At 73.5% G+C, this 19,458-nt stretch carries 16 protein-coding genes; 11 read left to right on the top strand and 5 right to left on the bottom strand.

Annotated features, from left to right (window positions below; translation table 11 throughout):
- Positions 1-314: 314 nt before the first annotated feature.
- The 10 genes from AC0IVP_RS03775 to AC0IVP_RS03730 all read left to right on the top strand — a co-directional run bounded on the left by AC0IVP_RS03775 (position 315) and on the right by AC0IVP_RS03730 (position 12,144).
- Positions 315-1,382: a BMP family lipoprotein gene (locus AC0IVP_RS03775; RefSeq protein ID WP_471754675.1), complete on the top strand. Its 1,068-nt coding sequence runs from the start codon at positions 315-317 to the stop codon at positions 1,380-1,382.
- Between the two features lie 209 nt (positions 1,383-1,591).
- On the top strand, positions 1,592-3,124 hold the full coding sequence (locus AC0IVP_RS03770) for an ABC transporter ATP-binding protein (RefSeq protein WP_471754673.1): 1,533 nt from the start codon (positions 1,592-1,594) through the stop codon (positions 3,122-3,124).
- The gene (locus AC0IVP_RS03765; protein ID WP_235564364.1) at positions 3,121-4,362 is read left to right on the top strand and encodes an ABC transporter permease; all 1,242 of its coding nucleotides are present in this window, start codon (positions 3,121-3,123) and stop codon (positions 4,360-4,362) included. The genes AC0IVP_RS03770 and AC0IVP_RS03765 overlap by 4 nt, the downstream gene beginning before the upstream one ends.
- Positions 4,359-5,630, top strand: coding sequence for an ABC transporter permease (locus tag AC0IVP_RS03760; RefSeq protein WP_056288969.1), 1,272 nt, complete (start codon positions 4,359-4,361; stop codon positions 5,628-5,630). The genes AC0IVP_RS03765 and AC0IVP_RS03760 overlap by 4 nt, the downstream gene beginning before the upstream one ends.
- Positions 5,630-6,037: a cytidine deaminase gene (locus AC0IVP_RS03755; RefSeq protein WP_056288966.1), complete on the top strand. Its 408-nt coding sequence runs from the start codon at positions 5,630-5,632 to the stop codon at positions 6,035-6,037. Before AC0IVP_RS03760 ends, AC0IVP_RS03755 begins: the two co-directional genes overlap by 1 nt.
- The gene (locus AC0IVP_RS03750; RefSeq protein WP_056288964.1) at positions 6,034-7,314 is read left to right on the top strand and encodes a thymidine phosphorylase; all 1,281 of its coding nucleotides are present in this window, start codon (positions 6,034-6,036) and stop codon (positions 7,312-7,314) included. Before AC0IVP_RS03755 ends, AC0IVP_RS03750 begins: the two co-directional genes overlap by 4 nt.
- A 71-nt stretch (positions 7,315-7,385) precedes the next feature.
- A complete protein-coding gene (locus tag AC0IVP_RS03745; RefSeq protein ID WP_200938678.1) occupies positions 7,386-8,279 on the top strand; it encodes an ABC transporter ATP-binding protein in 894 nt (297 codons plus the stop codon).
- Positions 8,276-9,088: an ABC transporter permease gene (locus AC0IVP_RS03740; RefSeq protein WP_056288961.1), complete on the top strand. Its 813-nt coding sequence runs from the start codon at positions 8,276-8,278 to the stop codon at positions 9,086-9,088. Before AC0IVP_RS03745 ends, AC0IVP_RS03740 begins: the two co-directional genes overlap by 4 nt.
- 146 nt (positions 9,089-9,234) lie before the next feature.
- The gene (locus AC0IVP_RS03735) at positions 9,235-10,305 is read left to right on the top strand and encodes an adenosine deaminase (protein WP_471754671.1); all 1,071 of its coding nucleotides are present in this window, start codon (positions 9,235-9,237) and stop codon (positions 10,303-10,305) included.
- A gap of 270 nt (positions 10,306-10,575) precedes the next feature.
- Positions 10,576-12,144, top strand: a complete 1,569-nt coding sequence (locus AC0IVP_RS03730) for a DEAD/DEAH box helicase (protein WP_471754669.1) — start codon at positions 10,576-10,578, stop codon at positions 12,142-12,144.
- Between the two features lie 133 nt (positions 12,145-12,277).
- Here AC0IVP_RS03730 and AC0IVP_RS03725 read toward each other — a convergent pair whose 3' ends face one another.
- Positions 12,278-13,678 carry a hypothetical protein gene (locus AC0IVP_RS03725; RefSeq protein ID WP_471754667.1) on the bottom strand — a complete coding sequence of 467 codons (1,401 nt, stop codon included), beginning with the start codon at positions 13,676-13,678 and terminating at the stop codon, positions 12,278-12,280.
- A 28-nt stretch (positions 13,679-13,706) separates the two neighbouring features.
- Entirely contained in the window at positions 13,707-15,254 is a 1,548-nt protein-coding gene (locus AC0IVP_RS03720; protein WP_471754665.1) for an MFS transporter, read from the bottom strand.
- A 69-nt stretch (positions 15,255-15,323) separates the two neighbouring features.
- On the opposite strand from AC0IVP_RS03720, the gene AC0IVP_RS03715 reads away from it, so the two are divergent.
- Positions 15,324-15,851 carry a TetR/AcrR family transcriptional regulator gene (locus AC0IVP_RS03715; RefSeq protein WP_082556462.1) on the top strand — a complete coding sequence of 176 codons (528 nt, stop codon included), beginning with the start codon at positions 15,324-15,326 and terminating at the stop codon, positions 15,849-15,851.
- A 286-nt stretch (positions 15,852-16,137) separates the two neighbouring features.
- Here AC0IVP_RS03715 and AC0IVP_RS03710 read toward each other — a convergent pair whose 3' ends face one another.
- The 3 genes from AC0IVP_RS03710 to deoC are packed head-to-tail and all read right to left on the bottom strand — an operon-like array spanning position 16,138 to position 19,447.
- Positions 16,138-17,001, bottom strand: a complete 864-nt coding sequence (locus AC0IVP_RS03710; protein ID WP_471754663.1) for an aldehyde dehydrogenase family protein — start codon at positions 16,999-17,001, stop codon at positions 16,138-16,140.
- Positions 17,001-18,437, bottom strand: a complete 1,437-nt coding sequence (locus AC0IVP_RS03705) for an aldehyde dehydrogenase family protein (protein ID WP_471754661.1) — start codon at positions 18,435-18,437, stop codon at positions 17,001-17,003. The genes AC0IVP_RS03710 and AC0IVP_RS03705 overlap by 1 nt, the downstream gene beginning before the upstream one ends.
- Positions 18,437-19,447: a deoxyribose-phosphate aldolase gene (gene deoC / locus AC0IVP_RS03700; protein WP_471754659.1), complete on the bottom strand. Its 1,011-nt coding sequence runs from the start codon at positions 19,445-19,447 to the stop codon at positions 18,437-18,439. The genes AC0IVP_RS03705 and deoC overlap by 1 nt, the downstream gene beginning before the upstream one ends.
- Between the last annotated feature and the right edge of the window lie 11 nt (positions 19,448-19,458).

Genomic DNA, 19,458 nt, shown 5'->3' with positions numbered 1-19,458 from the left:
TGTGGTGGGTGTTGCCGGGTCCTGATGATCGGGGCGCTGCGCCGGGACCGGGTGTGTGGTGGGTGTTGCCGGGTCCTGATGATCGGGGCGCTGCGCCGGGACCGGGTGTGTGGTGGGTGTTGCCGGGTCCTAACGATCGGGTCTCGGTGTCCGGCCGGACCCCCCGCAGCCCGAGCGCCCGCGGTTAGCGTGCCGGAGTCGTTGCTGGCGCCACCGGTCTTCTGCGTGGCTGCGGGCAGCGGGACCGGAGTGCACACCCCGGGGCACCCCTCTACCCGCGGGTGGGCGGGAGCCCCATACGAGAGGAGATCGTCTTGCGCCGAGCGCGTGGGATGAAGGCCGCAGCCCTGCTGCTGGCCGGCAGCTTGGCCCTGGCCGCGTGTGCCAGCGACGAGGACACCAGCGGCAGTGGTGGCAGCGGCGGCGGTGACAGCAGCGAGATGCCGCAGATCGGTCTCGCCTACGACACCGGCGGCCGGGGTGACAAGTCCTTCAACGACTCCGCCTACGCCGGCGTCGAGGCTGCGGTGGAGGCCTTCGGTGGCACGGCCGAGGACAACATCCAGGAGCTCTCGCCCAACAGCGACGCCTCCAACCGGGCGGACCTGCTGACCCAGCTGGCCGACCAGGGCTTCAACCCGATCATCGCGGTGGGCTTCGCCTACGGCGACGTCATCGGCGAGGTCGCCACCCAGTACCCCGACGTCGACTTCGCGGTCGTCGACTCCACCGGTGTGGACGTCGCCGACAACGTGACCGGTCTGCTCTTCGCCGCCAACGAGGGCTCCTTCCTCGGCGGCGTCGCGGCGGCCACCAAGTCCGAGACCGACCACGTCGGCTTCGTCGGTGGCGTCGAGACCCCGCTGATCCAGTCCTTCGAGGCCGGCTTCACCGCCGGTGCGCAGGCCGTGAACCCCGACGTCATCGTCGACGTGCAGTACATCTCCCCGGCCGGTGACTTCTCCGGCTTCAACGACCCGGCCCGTGGCCAGGTCGTCGCCCAGGGCATGTTCGACGGTGGCGCGGACATCGTCTACGCCGCCGCCGGCGGTTCGGGCACCGGTGTCTTCCAGGCCGCTGCCGCCTCGGGCGGCCGGGCGATCGGCGTCGACTCCGACCAGTACGAGACCGTCGGTGACGCCTCGCTGCAGTCGGTCATCATGACCTCGGTCCTCAAGCGCGTGGACAACGCGGTGGAGGCCTACATCGGCACCGTCGTCGACGGGTCCGTCGAGGGTGGCGTCGACGTGGTCAACGACCTGTCCACCGAGGGCGTGGGCCTGTCCTACTCCGGTGGGTTCATCGACGACATCCAGAGCACCATCGACGACTACACCCAGCAGATCGTCGACGGCGAGGTCACGGTCCCCGAGACCCCGTGACCTCGGGCCGCTGATCGCGGCACCGGAGGTCTCAGCACTCCCTGCACAGCGACGGCGGGCCCGGGCGGTACACGTCCGGGCCCGCCGTTTCTGCTGTGTACCGTCCTCCCGTCGGGACGACGACGGGCCTGCGCGCCCGCACCGCCGCAGATCGTGCGGCCGGGCAGGACCACGAGGCACGACCGAGACGGCGTCGAGAGAGGCACCCAGTGACGGAGTCAGCACCCCTCGCGGTGGAGCTGCGGGGGATCACCAAGCGGTTCCCCGGGGTGGTCGCGAACTCAGACATCGAGCTGCGGGTGGCCCGCGGTGAGGTGCACGCGATCGTGGGGGAGAACGGCGCCGGCAAGTCGACGCTGATGAAGACCCTGTACGGCATGCACCGCCCCGACGAGGGGCAGATCCTGCTCGACGGCCGTGAGGTCGTCTTCAAGAGCCCCGGGGACGCGATCGCGGCCGGCGTGGGCATGGTGCACCAGCACTTCATGCTGGCCGACAACCTGACGGTGTTGGAGAACGTGGTCCTGGGCGCGGAGAAGGCGCACGGCATCGGTGCCGCCGCCCGCCGCCGGATCACCGAGATCTCCGACGCCTACGCGTTGGGGCTGCAGCCCGACGACCTGGTCGAGGACCTGGGCGTGGGTGACCGGCAGCGGGTGGAGATCGCCAAGGTGCTCTACCGCGGGGCGACCACGCTGATCCTGGACGAGCCGACCGCGGTGCTGGTGCCCCAGGAGGTCGACGAGCTCTTCGGCAACCTGGCCGAGCTCAAGCGCGAGGGTCTGACGGTCATCTTCATCTCCCACAAGCTCGACGAGGTCCGCAAGGTCGCGGACTCCATCACCGTGATCCGCCGGGGCACGACCGTGGGCACCGCGGACCCGGCGACGACGACGGCCAAGCAGCTGGCCGAGATGATGGTCGGGGCCCAGCTGCCCACCCCGCAGACCCGCACCTCCACCGTCCGGGACACCCCGGTGCTGCAGCTGACCGGGGTCACCGTCGCCGGGCAGGGCACCCGCCCCGCGGTGGACGAGGTGACGCTGACCGTCCGCGAGGGCGAGGTGCTGGGCATCGCCGGTGTCGAGGGCAACGGCCAGGCCGAGCTGGTGGACGCGATCATGGGCCTGCGCCCGCTGGCCGCCGGCACCATCGTGCTGGGCGCCGAGGACATCACCGGCTGGACCACCCGCACCCGCCGGGAGCGGGGCATCGGGTTCATCCCCGAGGACCGGCACCGCCAGGGCATGCTGCTGGAGGCCCCGCTGTGGGAGAACCGGGTGCTGGGCCACCAGACCGAGGCGCCGTCGGCCAAGGGCTTCTTCATCGACCGCAAGGGCGCCGTCGCCGACACCGAGCGGATCATGCGCGAGTACGACGTGCGGGCCCCCGGGCCGGACACCCTGGCCGTGGCGCTGTCGGGCGGGAACCAGCAGAAGCTCATCGTCGGCCGCGAGATGAGCGCGAAGCCGCGGCTGCTCATCGCCGCGCACCCCACCCGGGGGGTCGACGTCGGTGCCCAGTCCGTCATCTGGGAGCTGCTCAAGGACGCCCGCGCGGAGGGGATGGGGATCGTGCTGATCTCGGCGGACCTGGACGAGCTGATCGGCCTGTCCGACACGCTCACCGTCATGCTGCGCGGCGGCGTCGTCGCCACGTTGGACCCCGGTGAGGTCACCCCCGAGCAGCTCGGCGGCTACATGACCGGTGCGGTCGCGGGCACCCCGGCGGGTGCGGCGTGAAGGCGCTGACCCGTGTCGGGCAGACCCTGCTGGCCCCGGTCCTGGCCGTCCTCATCGCCCTGGTGATCTCCGCGGCGGTCATGCTGGCCATCGGCGTGGACCCCTTCCGGGCGCTGGAGGTGATGGTCGACTTCGGCGACACCCCCAGCCAGCAGACCACCGCGATCGTGGTGGTGCTCAACCGGGCGGTCCCGCTCTTCCTGGCCGGTCTCGCGGTGGCCGTGGCCTTCCGGATGGGCCTGTTCAACATCGGCGTCGAGGGCCAGTACCGGATGGCCACCGTGCTCGCCGCCGGCGCCGGGGCCGCGGTCTCGCTGCCCGCCCCGCTGCACGTGCTGGTGATCATCGTCGTGGCGATGCTGGTGGGGGCGGTGTGGGCGGGCATCGTCGCCGTCCTCAAGGTCACCCGCGGCGTCAGCGAGGTGATCAGCTCGATCATGCTGAACTTCATCGCGCTGGGGCTGGCGTCCTTCCTGCTCACCGGCCCGCTGCGCGGCAGTGAGCCCGGCGCCTCGATCATCACGACCGAGGAGATCCCGGAGTCGGGTTGGTTCCCCTCGCTCAACGGGGTCTTCGGCGCCATCGGCCTGGCCGACCCGCCGCGGCAGCTCTACGGCTTCCTGCTGGTCGCCCTCGTCGTGGGCGTCGTGGTCGCGGTCGTCATCAAGCGCACCCGGTTCGGCTTCGACCTGCGGGCCACCGGCCTGTCGGCGTCGGCGGCCTCGGCCAGCGGCGTCAACGCCCGCCGGATGGTCCTCACCACCATGCTGCTCTCCGGTGCCACCGCCGGGCTGATCGGCCTGCCCGACCTGCTGGGCTCCAACCACACCTACGGCACCGAGTTCACCTCGGGACTGGGCTTCCTGGGCATCGCGGTGGCCCTGCTGGGCCGCAACAACCCACTGGGCATCGCCATCGCCGCGGTGCTCTTCGCCTTCCTCGACCGGGCGGCGGTGCCGCTGCAGATCGCCGGCATCCCGTCCTCGGTGGTCACGATCATCCAGGGCACCATCGTGCTGGCCGTGGTCGTGGCCAACGAGGTATCCCGCCGGATCACCCGCCGCCAGGCCGAGTCCGGCAGCGCCGTGGCCCCGCCCTCCACCGGGGACGGCAGCACCGGCGGCGGCCAGGGACCCGACGGCGGACCGCCGCCGGACGGTCCGGTCGGCACCGGACCCGCCCTGACCAACGCCACCGGCGCCGCCGGCCGCACCAGCCCGACGGGGAGCACCTCATGAGCAGCGCCGTCGCCACCGCCCCCTCGCGCGGGCCGGTGACCGAGCTCTTCCTGGGCGGTGGCCGGGGCCGCCGGATCACCTGGATCGTCGTGGGCCTGCTGGTGTTGGTCTCCGCCGTGCGGGTGGTCTCCGGGCAGCAGGCGCTGACGTCGTCCTCGACGATGGCCGCCACCCTGCTGCTGGCCGTGCCGCTGCTGCTGGTCGCCCTGGGCGGTCTGTTCGCCGAGCGCGCCGGCGTGGTCAACATCGGCCTGGACGGGATGATGATCCTGGGCACCTGGGGCGCCGGGTTCGCCGGCTACCAGTGGGGCTGGCAGGGCGCGGTCGTCGGCGGACTGGTCATGGGCGCCCTGGGTGGGCTGCTGCACGCCGTGGCCACCGTGACCTTCGGTGTCGACCACGTCATCTCCGGCGTCGCGATCAACATCCTGGCCGGCGGTGTCGTCCGGTTCCTGTCCGAGACGCTCTACACCGACAACCCGGCCGGCGGTGGCGTCACCCAGTCCCCGGCGCTGTCCTCCCGGCCGCCGACGTTCTCGCTGCCGGTGCTGTCCTCCGGCCCGGACCTGCTGGGGGACCTGGAGTCCAAGGGCTGGTTCCTGCTCAGCGACCTGGCCGGGGTGCTGCGTGGGGTGTCCTCCGGCGTCGGGGTGCTCACCGTCGTCGCCGTCCTGCTGGTGCCCGCGGCCTACCTGCTGCTGTGGAAGACCGCGTTCGGGCTGCGGCTGCGCTCCTGCGGGGAGAACCCGGCCGCCGCGGACTCCTTGGGCGTGCCGGTCTACCGGCTCAAGTACACCGCCGTCATCGTCTCCGGCGCCCTGGCCGGCCTGGGCGGTGTCTTCCTGGTCTTCATCGCCAACATCTACCGCGAGGGCCAGACCAACGGCCGTGGCTTCATCGGCCTGGCCGCGCTGATCTTCGGCAACTGGCGCCCCGGCGGCCTGGCCGCCGGCGCCGGGCTCTTCGGCTTCGCCGACGCCCTGCAGCTGCGCAGCCGCACCGGCGTCGTCGCGCTGCTCCTGCTGGTCGCGGTCCTGCTGCTGGCCGTGGCCGTCTACCAGGTCACCCGCCGCAAGCTGGCCCAGGCCGTCACCGCTGCGGTCTTCGCCGCGGCCTCGCTGAGCGCCTACCTGACCATCGACGAGCTGCCCGAGGGCATCGTCTCCTTCACCCCGCACATCACCACGCTGCTGGTGCTGTCACTGGCCTCCCAGCGGCTGCGGATGCCCAAGGCCGACGGACTCGTGTACCGGAGAGGCGAACACTGATGCCCGAGATCGACTGGGACGCGCTGCGCTCGGCGGCCCGCGAGGCCATGACGCACGCCTACGCCCCGTACTCGCACTTCCCGGTCGGCGTCGCCGGGCTGGTCGACGACGGCCGGGTGGTCACCGGCTGCAACGTGGAGAACGCCTCGTACGGCATCGGGCTGTGCGCCGAGTGCGGCATGGTCAGCGAGCTGGCCCGCTCCGGTGGCGGCCGCCTGGTCGCCGTCGCGTGCGTCGGCGGGGACGGGCAGCCGCTGATGCCCTGCGGGCGCTGTCGGCAGCTGCTCTGGGAGTTCGGCGGCGCAGAGATGATGATCGAGACGGTGTCGCTGGGGATCGTGCCGATGCGCGAGGTGCTCCCGGACGCCTTCGGCCCCGAGGACCTGGTCGCGGCGGCCGCCCGGTGAGCACCCACGACGCCATCGACGTCATCCGGGCCAAGCGGGACGGCGTCGAGCTCACCGGTGACCAGATCCGCTGGGTCATCGGCGCGTACACCGCCGGCCAGGTGCCCGACGAGCAGATGAGCGCGCTGCTGATGAGCGTGTTCTTCCGCGGCATGACGCCGGCCGAGCTGGCCACCTGGACCCAGGCGATGATCGACTCCGGCGTCCGCAAGGACCTCACCGGCCTGGGCCGGCCGACCGCGGACAAGCACTCGACCGGCGGGGTGGGGGACAAGACCACGCTGCCGCTGGCGCCCCTGGTGGCCGCCTGCGGCGTCGCCGTCCCGCAGCTGTCCGGGCGCGGGCTGGGGCACACCGGCGGCACGCTGGACAAGCTGGAGGCCATCCCCGGCTGGCGCGCGCAGCTCACCGACGAGGAGTACGTGCAGCAGCTGCGCGACGTGGGCGCGGTGGTGTGTGCAGCCGGCAACGACCTGGCCCCGGCGGACAAGCTGCTCTACGCGCTGCGCGACGTCACCGGCACCGTCGAGTCGATCCCGCTGATCGCCAGCTCGATCATGAGCAAGAAGATCGCCGAGGGCGCGGACGCGCTGGTCCTGGACGTCAAGACCGGCAGCGGTGCCTTCATGAAGGACGTCGAGAGCAGCCGCGAGCTGGCCCGCACCATGGTCGGCCTGGGTGAGGCCGCCGGCGTGCACACCGTGGCCCTGGTGACGGCGATGGACCGCCCGCTGGGCCGCGCGGCGGGCAACGCCGTCGAGGTCGCGGAGTCCCTCGAGGTGCTGGCCGGCGGGGGACCGGCCGACCTGGTCGAGCTGACATTGGCGCTGGCCCGGGAGATGCTCGCCGGCGCCGGCCGCGGTGACGTCGACCCCGCCGCGGCACTGGCCGACGGCCGCGCCATGGACGTGTGGCGGGCGATGATCCGCGCCCAGGGCGGGGACCCCGACGCGGCCCTGCCCCAGCCCACCGAGCGGCACGTCGTGGTGGCCCCGGCCACCGGCACGCTGACCCGGCTGGACGCCTTCTCCCTCGGTGTCGCCGCGTGGCGGCTGGGTGCCGGCCGGGCCCGCAAGGAGGACCCGGTCTCGGCGTCCGCGGGCGTCGTCTGGCACGCCGGGGTGGGGGAGCAGGTGACCGCCGGGCAGCCGCTGCTGGAGCTGCAGACCGACGACGCCTCCCGCATCGAGCGCGCCCTGGGCGCCCTCGAGGGCGCCGTCGGGGTGGACACCGACGACGTCCCGCTGCCCCTGGTGGTCGACCGCATCACCGCCTGAGTGGAGTGCCACAGCGCAGGTTCCCTGCTGCGTGGCACTCCACCCAGGTCGATGGGGGACACTCGTTCCCCGTGAGCACCACCCCCGCGCCCGTCGCGGAGCAGCCGACCACCCCGCTGGACCCCGACGCCGCGATCAGCGTCCGCGGTCTGGTCAAGCGCTACGGCGACCGCAACGCCGTCGACGGCCTGGACCTCGACATCCGGCGCGGTGAGATCTTCGCGCTCCTGGGCCCCAACGGCGCCGGCAAGACCACCACCGTCGAGGTGCTCGAGGGCTACCGCTCGCGGGACGGCGGCGACGTTGCCGTTCTCGGGGTGGACCCCGCGTCGGGCGGGCGACGCTGGCGGGCCGACATCGGCATCGTGCTGCAGTCCGGCGCCGGGGACAGCCAGCTCACCTGCCTGGAGCTGCTCACCGCGCAGGCCGCGTACTACCCCGACCCCCGCGACCCCGCCGAGGTCCTCGAGCTGGTCGGGCTGACCGAGAAGGCCAGGGCCCGCGGCCGCTCGCTGTCCGGAGGCCAGCGCCGCCGGCTCGACGTCGCGCTGGGCATCGTCGGCAAGCCCGCGCTGCTGTTCCTGGACGAGCCCACCACCGGCTTCGACCCCGAGGCCCGCCGGCAGTTCTGGTCGCTGATCCGCTCCCTGCGCGAGCTGGGGACGACGATGCTGCTCACCACGCACTACCTGGACGAGGCCGAGGAGCTGGCCGACCGGGTCGGCGTCATCACCGCCGGGCGGCTCGTGGAGGTCGCGGTCCCCGCCGAGCTGGGCGGTCGCGGGCAGGCGCCCGCCGTCGTCAGCTGGACCGAGGACGGCGCCCGCCGCACCGAGGCCACGCCCACCCCGACCGCGTTCGTCGCCGGGCTGGCAGCCCGGTTCCCCGGCGAGGTGCCCGACCTCGCCGTCGCCCGCCCGACCCTGGAAGACGTGTACCTGCAGATGATCGGCCAGTCGGCATGACCGCGCCCACCACCCGGCTGCCCGCGCTCGCGCGGGTCTACCGGGTCCGCGCCGGGGTGGAGCTGAAGGAGTTCTTCCGGCAGCGCGAGTCCGTCGTGTTCACCCTGATGTTCCCGGTGATCCTGCTGGTCGTCTTCGGTGCCGTCCTGGACTACGACATCGGCGGCGGGGTCAGCTTCACCCAGTACTTCATGGCCGGCGTCATCGCCGCGGGCATCCTGGGCGCCAGCCTGCAGAACATGGCCATCGGCATCGCCACCGAGCGCAGCGACGGCACCCTCAAGCACCTGTCGGGCACGCCGATGCCCAAGAGCGCCTACTTCATCGGCAAGATCGTCCAGGTCTTCGCGGTCACCGTGGCGACGATCGTCATCCTGCTGCTGGTCGGGGTGGTGCTCTACGGCATCGACCTGCCCAGCGGCACCCAGTGGCTGACCTTCCTGTGGGTGGCGCTGCTGGGCTCGGCGGCCTGCACGCTGCTGGGCATCGCCGTCTCCAGCCTGGCCAAGAACGGCCGCTCGGCCTCGGCGACGGTCACCCCGTTCGCGCTCGTGCTGCAGTTCATCTCCGGGGTGTTCTTCCGCTTCGACCAGATCCCCACCTGGATGCAGACCATCGCCTCGGTCTTCCCGCTCAAGTGGATGGCCCAGGGCCTGCGCTCGGTGTTCCTGCCCGAGCAGCTGGCGCTGAGCGAACCGGCCGGCAGCTGGGAGCTGGGCCGGGTCGCACTGGTCCTGCTGGCCTGGGTCGTCATCGGCCTGGGTCTGTGCGTGATGACGTTCCGCTGGCGGGACAAGGCCGACGGCTGACCCAGCGCGGCAGCCTGCCTGCGCGCAGTGTGTCGGTCCCGTCCTCGGGTCCGCCGCGTCGTCGTCCCCTGCGACCGCCATCGGGGCCAGGACTCGTCGTCGAGGCTGCCACCGGCGGTCCACCCGGGGCGGGTAGCGTCCTGCGGATGCCCGCGCCGCTGACCCCGGAGACCCTCGCCCGCGCCCCCAAGGTGCTGCTGCACGACCACCTGGACGGCGGGCTGCGGCCGCAGACCGTGCTCGAGCTGGCCGACGCCGTGGGCTACACCGCGCTGCCCGCACAGGACGCGGAGTCCCTGGGTGCCTGGTTCCGGCAGGCCGCCGACTCCGGCTCGCTGGTCCGCTACCTGGAGACCTTCGCGCACACCGTCGGGGTCATGCAGACCCCCGAGGCCGTGCACCGGGTCGCCCGGGAGTGCGCGCTGGACCTGTCCGCCGACGGCGTCGTGCACGCCGAGGTCCGGATGGCCCCCGAGCTGCTGTCCGGGATGCCGATCGAGGCCGCGGTCGAGGCCATCCTCGACGGCTTCGCCACCGGTGCCCGGGAGGCCGTGGACCGGGGCACCCCCATCCGGGTCGGCGCGCTGCTGTGCGCCATGCGCCAGGCCGACCGCTGGGACGAGGTCGTCGGCCTGGTGGTCCGCTACCGCGACGCCGGTGTCGTGGGCTTCGACCTGGCCGGCCCCGAGATCGGCTTCCCGGCCGACCGGCACCCCTCGGCCATCGCCGAGCTGGACCGGGCGCACGCCCACCGCACGATCCACGCCGGGGAGGCCGACGGCATCGAGAGCATCCGCGGCGCCCTGGACGGTGCCCGGGCCGAGCGCCTGGGCCACGGTGTGCGGATCGCCGACGAGGTGCCCGAGGACGGCGGCCCCCTCGGCCCGCTGGCCCAGCGGGTGCTCGACGAGCAGGTGACCCTCGAGGTCGCCCCGTCGTCCAACGTGCAGACCGGTGCGTACTCCTCGCTGGCCCGCCACCCCGTGGGGCGGCTGCACCGGGCCGGCTTCGCCGTCACCCTCAACACCGACAACCGGCTGATGAGCGGGGTGTCGGTGACCAGCGAGTTCGCCGCCGTCGTCCAGGCGCACGGCTGGGGCTGGGACGACGTGCAGACCGTCACCGAGCGCGCCGTGGCCGGTGCGTTCCTCCCCGAGGAGGACCGCGCGCGGCTTCTCGCCGACGTCCGGGCGGGGTACGCCGACCTGCTCGGCTGACGCTGCGGGCGACACGGGGGGCGACACGGGGGTGAGACCCGGGGTGACACTGCCCACCCGACGGCGGGAATGCCACGGGGCGGATCGCTGCTAACCTGGGTGTGCCGGCGAGTGCCGGCCATCCTCCCGGACGGTCCTGTCCGGGGAAGAGCGCATCCGTGCAGATCCAGCGTCACAGTCGACGCACGCGATCACCAGTGAAGGCGCCGGTCCTCCCGGCAGCCCTGCACCACCCACGGGACGCGCCCCGATCTGTATCGGAGTTCCCGCTTGTCCTCGTTCGACTCTGTCGACACCAGCACCACCACCCCTGAGGCCGCCGAGGCCGTCACCGAGACCCCCGTGGTCGAGGCGGCCCCCGAGCCCACCGGACCCTCCTTCGCCGAGCTCGGTCTCCAGCAGCAGCTGGTCACCGCGCTGGAGCGCAAGGGCATCCGGCACCCCTTCGCCATCCAGACGTCGGCGCTGCCCGACGCCATGGCCGGCCGCGACGTGCTCGGCAAGGCCGCCACCGGTTCCGGCAAGACGCTGGCCTTCGGTCTGCCCCTGCTGCACCGCCTCGGCCAGGACGTCCAGCACGGCCGCCGCGCCCCGCGTGGCCTCGTGCTCGTCCCGACCCGCGAGCTCGCCCAGCAGGTGCACGACGCGCTGGCCCCCCTGGGCCAGTCCAACGGTGTCCAGCTCGCTGCGGTGTACGGCGGTGCCTCGATGTACCGCCAGATCCAGCAGCTGCGCCGCGGTGTCGACGTCGTCATCGCGACGCCGGGCCGGCTGCAGGACCTGATCAACCAGGGCGAGTGCTCCCTGGCCGACGTCGAGATCTCGATCATCGACGAGGCGGACTTCATGTCCGACCTGGGCTTCCTGCCCGTGGTCAAGGAGCTGCTCGACCAGACCCGCACCGACGGTCAGCGGCTGCTGTTCTCCGCGACCCTCGACGGTGAGGTCGACAGCCTGGTCCGCCGCTACCTCAAGGACCCGGCCCGCCACTCGGTCGTCACCGCCGCGGACTCCGCGCCGCCGGCCGAGCACCGCGCCTACAGCGTGTCCTTCCCGGACCGCCTGCGGGTCACCGAGCAGCTCGCCGCCCGCCCGGGCCGCACGATCATCTTCGTGCGCACCCAGCACGGCGCCGACCGGCTCGCCGACAACCTGCAGCAGGTCGGCATCAAGGCCGAGCCGATCCACGGCGGTCTGCCGCAGTCGGCCCGTCGCCGTGCGCTCGAGGCGTTCACCGACGCCCGCTCGCCGGTCCTGGTCGCCACCGACGTCGCCGCTCGCGGCATCCACGTCGACGACGTGTCGCTGGTCCTGCACTACGACCCGCCGGCAGACCACAAGACCTACCTGCACCGCTCCGGCCGCACCGCGCGCGCCGGTGCCGCGGGTGTCGTCGTCTCGCTGCTGCTGCCCGACCAGGTGGGCCAGGCCAAGCGCCGCTTCCGCCAGGCCGCGGTGAACACCGACGTGTCCCGGATCCGTCCGGGCGACGCCCCGATCGCCGAGCTCGTCGCCTCCGGTGTGCACGTGGAGCCCGTCGAGCGTCCGGTCCGTCCCTCGCGGGGCGGCTCGTCCTCGGGGCGCCCGCGTCGCGAGGGTGGCGGCGACCGTCGTCCCCGTCGCGAGGGCTTCGGCGACCGTCCCGCCCGCCCGGCCGGCGACCGCCCCTCCTACGGTGACCGTCCGGCCCGCCCGGCCGGTGACCGGCCCTCCTACGGTGACCGTCCGGCCCGCCCGGCCGGTGACCGGCCCACCTACGGGGACCGCCGTTCGCCCGGCGCCCGCCCCACCGGTGGCGGCCAGGGTGGGCGCCCCCCGCGCCCGGCCCGCTCGTACTGACCTGACGCACGGCTGACGGCCGGTCCCCTCCTCGGAGGGGACCGGCCGTTCGTCGTCCAGCAGAGCCGCAACGGCCCGGCTGCAGGGTCCCGCGGCGCGCGGAGCACGTCGCGGGGGGCAGCCGGGTCCTCTCTCAGTCGCGGAAGACCAGGGCCCCGCTGACCTCGGCGACCACGTCGTCCCACGGCCCGGTCAGGGCGGCGGCGTCCTCGGCGCGCAAGGCGGCCTGCGGCTCGCGCTCGCTGCGGGCCACCGCCTGGCCCAGCGGGGTCCCCGATCCCAGCAGTTCCTCGACCCGCGCCAGACCGGCGTACTCGGCCAGGTCTCGCACGCCCTCGACGGGCTGGGTGAGGACGCCGTGGTCGACCAGCCCGGCAGCACCGTCGGCGACCTCGGAGAGGACCTCGGCCAGCTCGGTGAGGTCGTAGCGGTCCTGGTCGGCAGGCAACGGCAGGGTGTCGGTGTCGGCCACCTCGGCCCAGGACGCGATCTCGGTGAGGTCGTGGGTCTCGTCGCCGGCGATGAAGGCGGCCAGCTCGACCGGGGTGCCGAAGAGGAAGACCTCGCCGTCCCGGCCCAGGAAGCGGGCCTCGTCCTCGACGTAGCAGCGCAGGGTCAGCCCGGCGCCCTCGGGGACGACGACCTCGACGGGCAGGATGCCGACGGCCTCCCAGAACTCCTGGGCCGCGGCGACGGCGGCCGGGGAGGCGGTGAGCCGGCTGGCGCTGCGGATCTCGCTGGTGGGGGTGACGGTCTCGACGGGAGCCGCCGTGGAACCGGCGGGCACCCGGTCGGTCGCCCGCGCCGGGGTGGCGTCGTCGTCATCGTCGTCATCGTCGTCGGTCTCGGTCTCGGCGTCCCCGACGACGGTCTCGGCCTCTTCGCTGGCCGAGGGGTAGGAGTCCGCGTCGGTGGTGCCCGCGCCGGTCCAGTCCAGGTGCTCGTCGAGCTCCTCGACGACGTCCTCGAACAGCTCGTCGACGGCGCCGCCCAGGGAGATCCAGGCGTCCTCGCCGGCCCGGCCGACGAACGCGTCGATGCCGAGCCCGAGCATCGCGACCTCGGGCTTGGCCATCAGCTCGGCGACGGACTCGAACGCGGTCTCGTCGTCGTCCGCGTCGTCGTCCTCGTCCTCGTCGGGGGCGGTGTCGCAGACCTCGGCCAGCCGGCCGACGATCTCGAACGTCGCGGCCAGCTCCTCGACGGCCCACCGGTCGGGGTTCTCGGCCAGGACGTCGTAGACGCCGTCGAGGTCGTAGCGGTGGTCGTCGTCGGGCGTGAGGTCCGCGGCGTCCAGCCCGGCCACGACCGGCCACACGGGGTGGTCGGCCAGGTCGTGGTCGGTGCGGCTGCGGCAGAAGTCGGCGAGGGCGGCCGGGGAGGGGAACAGGTGCACCACGGAGGTGTCGCCCTCGGTGCCGCCGAGGAACGCCTGCCACTCCTCGCCGTCCTCCTCCCACGGGGGAGCCCACAGCGTGTAGCCGGTGCGGTCGTCGAGGGTGAGGGCGATCGGGACGATGCTGGGCCTGGCCACGGGCCCATCCTGCCGTGTCCGGCTGTGATCAGCCCCGCGGGTCGTCCTGCGGTGTCCGGTCCGCCCGCCAGACGGTCGCCACGAGGACGACGGCGCCCACCATCACGACCGCCCCGATGCCGGCCGCGGCGTCCATCCCGGCGCTGAAGGCGTCCTGCGCGCTGGCCGTCAGGGCGGCTGCGGTGTCGCCCGGCAGGCGGTCGGCGACGTCGACGGCGCCGCCGAGCGTCCCGGCCGCGGTGGCGTCCGCGCCGTCCACGCCCGCGGGCAGGACGAGCCGGGCGGTGTAGACCGCGCCGAGCACGCTGCCCAGGACCGCGACGCCGAGCCCGGTGCCCAGTTCGTACGCGGTCTCGCTGACCGCGCTGGCCTGCCCGGCGCGCTCGGGCGGCGCGGCGGTGAGGATCGCGTCGTTGGTGAGGGTCTCCGACAGCCCGGCACCGGCCGCGACGAGGCCGAAGGCCAGCACGACGACGGCGACGTCGGAGTCCGGGCCCAGCCGGGTGGCGACGACGTAGCCGGCGACCCCGAGCAGCAGCCCGGTGACGACCAGCCAGCGCACCGGGACGACCTTGGCCAGCGGGACGGCGGCCAGCCCGGCGAGCACCGAGGCGACCAGGCCGGGGACCAGCAGCAGGCCGGCGTCCAGCGGGCTGACGTCCAGCACGAGCTGCAGGTACTGCGAGGTGATGAGCAGCAGGCCGGTGAGCGCGGCGATGCTCAGCAGGTTGGCGCTGATCGCGGCGCTGACCACCCGGGAGCGGAACAGGCGCAGGTCCATCAGCGGGTCGCGGTGGGTGAGCTGGCGGCGGACGAAGGTGATCCCGCTGGCGACGCCGAGGACCGCCGCACCCACGCTGGTCACCGACACCTCGCCGGTGGCCAGGGTCTTGATGGCGTAGACGACGGGCAGCATCGTGGTGAGCGAGAGCCCGACGCTGACCAGGTCCAGCCGTCCGGGGGAGGGGTCCCGGGACTCGGGCAGCAGCAGCGGGCCGACGACGAGCAGCGCGGCGAGCACGGGCACGTTGACCAGGAAGACCGAGCCCCACCAGTAGTGCTCGAGCAGGTAGCCACCCAGGATCGGGCCCAGGGCCGCGCCGCCGGAGAACCCGGCCGCCCAGACGGCGATGGCCAGCCGCCGCTGCTGCCGGTCCAGGAACAGGTTGCGCAGCAGGGACAGCGTCGAGGGCATCAGCGCCGCCCCGAACAGGCCCTGCAGGGCGCGGGCGGCGATCAGCCAGCGGATGTCGGGGGCGTAGGCGGCCAGCACCGAGGCGATGCCGAACCCGGCGGCGCCGATCAGCAGCATCCGCCGGCGGCCGAACCGGTCGCCCAGCGTGCCGGCGGTGATGAGCAGGCCGGCGAGCACCAGCGGGTAGACGTCCACGGCCCACAGCAGCTCGGTTCCGCTGGGCACCAGCGCCCGGGTGATCGAGGGGACGGCGAAGGTCAGCACCGTGCCGTCCACGGAGACGAGCAGGACCGGGAGCATCAGCACGGCGAGGCCGAGCCACTCCCGTCGTCCGGCGCGGGGGGTGCTGGTGGCCGGGGTGCCGACCGTGGCGGTGCTCATGGGTCCTCGTTCGCTCGACGCGTTCACTCGGTGCAGGCTTGTACCGTCCAGACGGTACAGTAACGATCCGTGCCCCGTCCCTCGAACCGTGACCGCGTGCTCGACGCCTACGAGACCCTGCTCGTCGACGGCGGGGGCGCCGCCGTGACGCTGGACGCCGTGGCCTCGGCAGCCGGGGTGTCCAAGGGTGGCCTGCTCTACCACTTCCCGAGCAAGGAGGCCCTCGTCGAGGGCGTTGGCGAACGGCTCCGGGTCTTCGTGGAGGCCGACGTCCAGGCTCTGCTCGCCGCGCCCGAGGGCGCCGTCGCCTACTGGCTGACCTCCTCGGCGGAGGACGCGCAGGGGCCGCTCACCCGGACCTACCAGGCCGCGCTCCGGCTGGCCGGCGCCGGTCTCACCCCGGCCCGGGCCGCCCTCGCCGACGCCGACCGGGCCTGGACCGCCGCCCTCGAGCACCGGATCCCCGACCCGGTCCTGGCGAGGCTGGTCCGACTGGTCGGTGACGGGCTGTACCTGGAGGGCCTGGCCGGCCTGTCCGGCCGCCCGGACACCGCCCCGCTGCAGGCGCTGCTGGAGCAGCTCCTCCGCGACCGCTGAGCCGGCCCGCGCGGCACCACCGTCCCCCACGCGCCGCAACGCCCCGCCCGCCTCTTCCCTCGCTGGGTGGCTGAGCCGCCCAGCAGGTGGTCCAGCCACCGTCGACGGTGGCTCATGCCCCTGCCAGGTGGTCCAGCCACCGTCCGCAGCGGCTCAGCCACCCGTGGGGTGGCTGAGCCGCTCAGCAGGAGGCTGAACCGCCCGTCAGGAGGCTGAGCCACCCGTCAGGAGGCTGAGCCACCCACTGGGGGTGGGGCCCCACTCGGGGAGGCGCGAGGAGACGGGTTCAGAGGCCGATCGGGTGCCAGACCGTCTTGGTCTCCAGGAACGGGGTCATCCGGGACAGGCCGGGGTCGGCGGTCCAGTCGGGCTCTTCGGCGGTGGTGCGCAGCACCCGCTTGAGCGTGCCCGCCGCCGAGCGCTCCAGCTCCATCGCCGTCGTCCCGGAGCCCGCCAGGTCGATGCCGTCGACGTCGGCGTGCTCGGCCAGCCACGGGCCGATCTCGGCGGCGTCCCCGGTGAGCAGGTTGACCACGCCCCCGGGGACGTCGGAGGTGGCCAGCACCTCGCCCAGGGTGATCGCCGGCAGCGGGCGCTCCTTCGAGCTGACCACCACCGCGGTGCAGCCGGTGGCCAGGACCGGGGCGACCACGCTGACCAGCCCCAGCAGCGAGGACCGCTGCGGCGCCAGCACGGCGACGACGCCGGTGGGCTCGACCAGCGAGAAGTCGAAGTAGGGGCCGGCGACCGGGTTGGTGCCGCCCAGCACCGAGGCCAGCTTGTCGGTCCACCCGGCGTACCAGACCCAGCGGTCGATCGCGGCGTCGACGGCGGCCCGGGCCTTGGTCGCCGACAGGCCCTCGCCGGCCGCGACCTCGTCGGCGAACTGGGCCGCGCGGCCCTCCATCACCTCGGCGACCCGGTAGAGCACCTGGCCGCGGTTGTAGGCGGTGGCACCCGACCAGCCGGCGAAGGCCCCGCGGGCGGCGACGACGGCGTCCCGGGCGTCCTTGCGGGAGGCCCAGGCGGCGTTGGCGACGAACCGGCCGCGGCTGTCGGTGACCTCGTAGGTGCGGCCGGACTCCGAGCGGGGGAACTTCCCGCCCAGGTAGAGCTTGTAGGTCTTGCGGACCTCGAGGCGCTCGGGCATCAGGACTCCTTCAGGTACGCGCGCAGGCCCAGGCGGCCGCCCTCGCGTCCGTAGCCGGACTGCTTGTAGCCACCGAAGGGCGACGTCGGGTCGAACTGGTTGAACGTGTTGGCCCACACCACGCCGGCCCGGAGCTGGTTCGCGATCGACAGGATCCGCGAGCCCTTCTCCGACCAGATGCCGGCCGACAGCCCGTAGGTGGAGTTGTTGGCCTTGGCGACCGCCTCGTCCGGCGTCCGGAAGGTCAGCACCGACAGCACCGGGCCGAACACCTCGTCGCGGGCGATCCGGTGGGCGGGGGAGACGTCGGTGAAGACAGTCGGCTTGAACCAGAAGCCGCGGTCGGGCAGCTCGCCGGCGGGCTGCCAGGGGTGCGCGCCCTCGGCCTCGCCGATGCCCACGAGCTCCCTGATGCGGGCGAGCTGTTCGGCGGAGTTGATCGCCCCGACGTCGGTGTTCTTGTCCAGCGGGTCGCCGACCCGCAGCGTGCCGATGCGGCGTTGCAGCGAGGCGATCACCTCGTCGTGCACCGACTCCTGCACCAGCAGCCGGGAGCCGGCGCAGCAGACGTGGCCCTGGTTGAAGAAGATGCCGCGGACGATGCCCTCGACGGCCTGGTCGATCGGCGCGTCGTCGAAGACGATGTTGGCGGCCTTGCCGCCCAGCTCCAGGGTGAGCACCTTGGAGGTGCCGGCGACGGCGCGGGCGATCTGCTTGCCCACCTCGGTCGAGCCGGTGAAGGCGACCTTGTCCACGTCCGGGTGCTCGACGACCGCCCGGCCGGTGTCCCCGGCGCCGGTCACGATGTTGACCACGCCCGGGGGCAGGTCGGCCTGCTGGCAGACCTCGGCGAACAGCAGCGCGGTCAGCGGGGTGGTCTCGGCCGGCTTGAGGACGACGGTGTTGCCCGCCGCGAGGGCCGGGGCGACCTTCCAGGCCAGCATCATCAGCGGGAAGTTCCACGGGATGACCTGACCGGCCACACCGTGCGGACGGGGGGCTGCGCCCAGGCCCACGTGGTCGAGCTTGTCGGCCCACCCTGCGTGGTAGAAGAAGTGCGCGGCGGCCAGGGGCACGTCGACATCGCGGGACTCGGTGATCGGCTTGCCGTTGTCCAGGGTCTCCAGGACCGCGAACTCCCGGGCCCGCTCCTGCAGCAGCCGGGCGATGCGGAACAGGTACTTGCCGCGGTCGGCCGGGCGCATCGGGCCCCAGACCCGGGTGAAGGCACGGCGGGCGGCGCGGACCGCGCGGTCGACGTCGGCGTCGGTGCCCACGGCGATCTCGCTGAGCACCTCCTCGGTCGCCGGGTTGACCGTCGTCAGGGGGGTGCCCTGGCCGGGGGTGAACTCGCCGTCGACGAACAGGCCGTAGCTGGGCTGCAGGTCCACGATCGAGCGGGACTCGGGGGCGGGGGCGTACTCGAAGGGGCTCATCAGTCGACGCTCACGTGGTCGGGGCCGGAGTAGTGGCCGGTGCGGAGCTTCTGGCGCTGCAGGAGCAGGTCGTTGAGGAGGCTGGAGGCGCCGAAGCGGAACCAGTCCGGCGACAGCCAGTCCGGCCCGACGACCTCGTTGATCATCACCAGGTGCTTGACGGCGTCCTTGGTGGTCTTGATGCCGCCGGCGGGCTTGACGCCGATCTGCACCCCGGTCGCGGCGCGGAAGTCGCGGACCGCCTCGAGCATCACCAGGCAGACCGGCAGGGTGGCGGCGGGGGAGACCTTGCCGGTGGAGGTCTTGATGAAGTCCCCGCCGGCGAGCATGGCCAGCCACGAGGCGCGGCGGACCGCGTCGTAGGTGCGCAGCTCGCCGGTCTCCAGGATCACCTTGAGGTGCGCGCTTCCGCAGGCCTCCTTGACGGCCACGACCTCCTCGAACACGTCGAGGTAGCGGCCGGCCAGGAAGGCGCCGCGGTCGATGACCATGTCGATCTCGTCGGCGCCGTTGGCCACGGCGTCGCGGACGTCGGCCAGCTTCACCGCCCGGCTGGCCCGGCCGGAGGGGAACGCGGTGGCGACGGCGGCGGTGTGGATCCCGCTGCCGGCCAGCGCCTCGGTGGCCACCCCGGCGAGGTCGCCGTAGACGCAGACCGCGGCGACGGGCGGGCAGTCGGGGTCGGTGGCGTCGGGACGGCGGGCCTTGGTGGCCAGCGCGCGCACCTTCCCCGGGGTGTCCGCGCCCTCCAGCGTGGTCAGGTCGACCATCGAGATGGCGGTGTCGATCGCCCAGGCCTTCGCCGTCGTCTTGATCGAGCGGGTGCCCAGCTGCGCGGCCCGGGCCTCGGCGCCGACCTGGTCGACGCCCGGCAACCCGTGCAGGAAGGCACGGAAGGCGGCGTCGGACCGGGTGACGTCGGCGTAGGCGTCCAGGGTCCGCGGGGCGCCCGGCGCGGCGACGGCGCCCGGTGCGGCGGGGTCCAGTGCAGTGCTGCCGGTGGGTGTCACGCCCGTCATCA

The organism is Klenkia sp. AC732 (genome assembly GCF_979256525.1).
The sequence above is the reverse complement of the archived record's forward strand: the minus strand, read 5'-3'. Positions and strand labels throughout refer to the sequence as shown.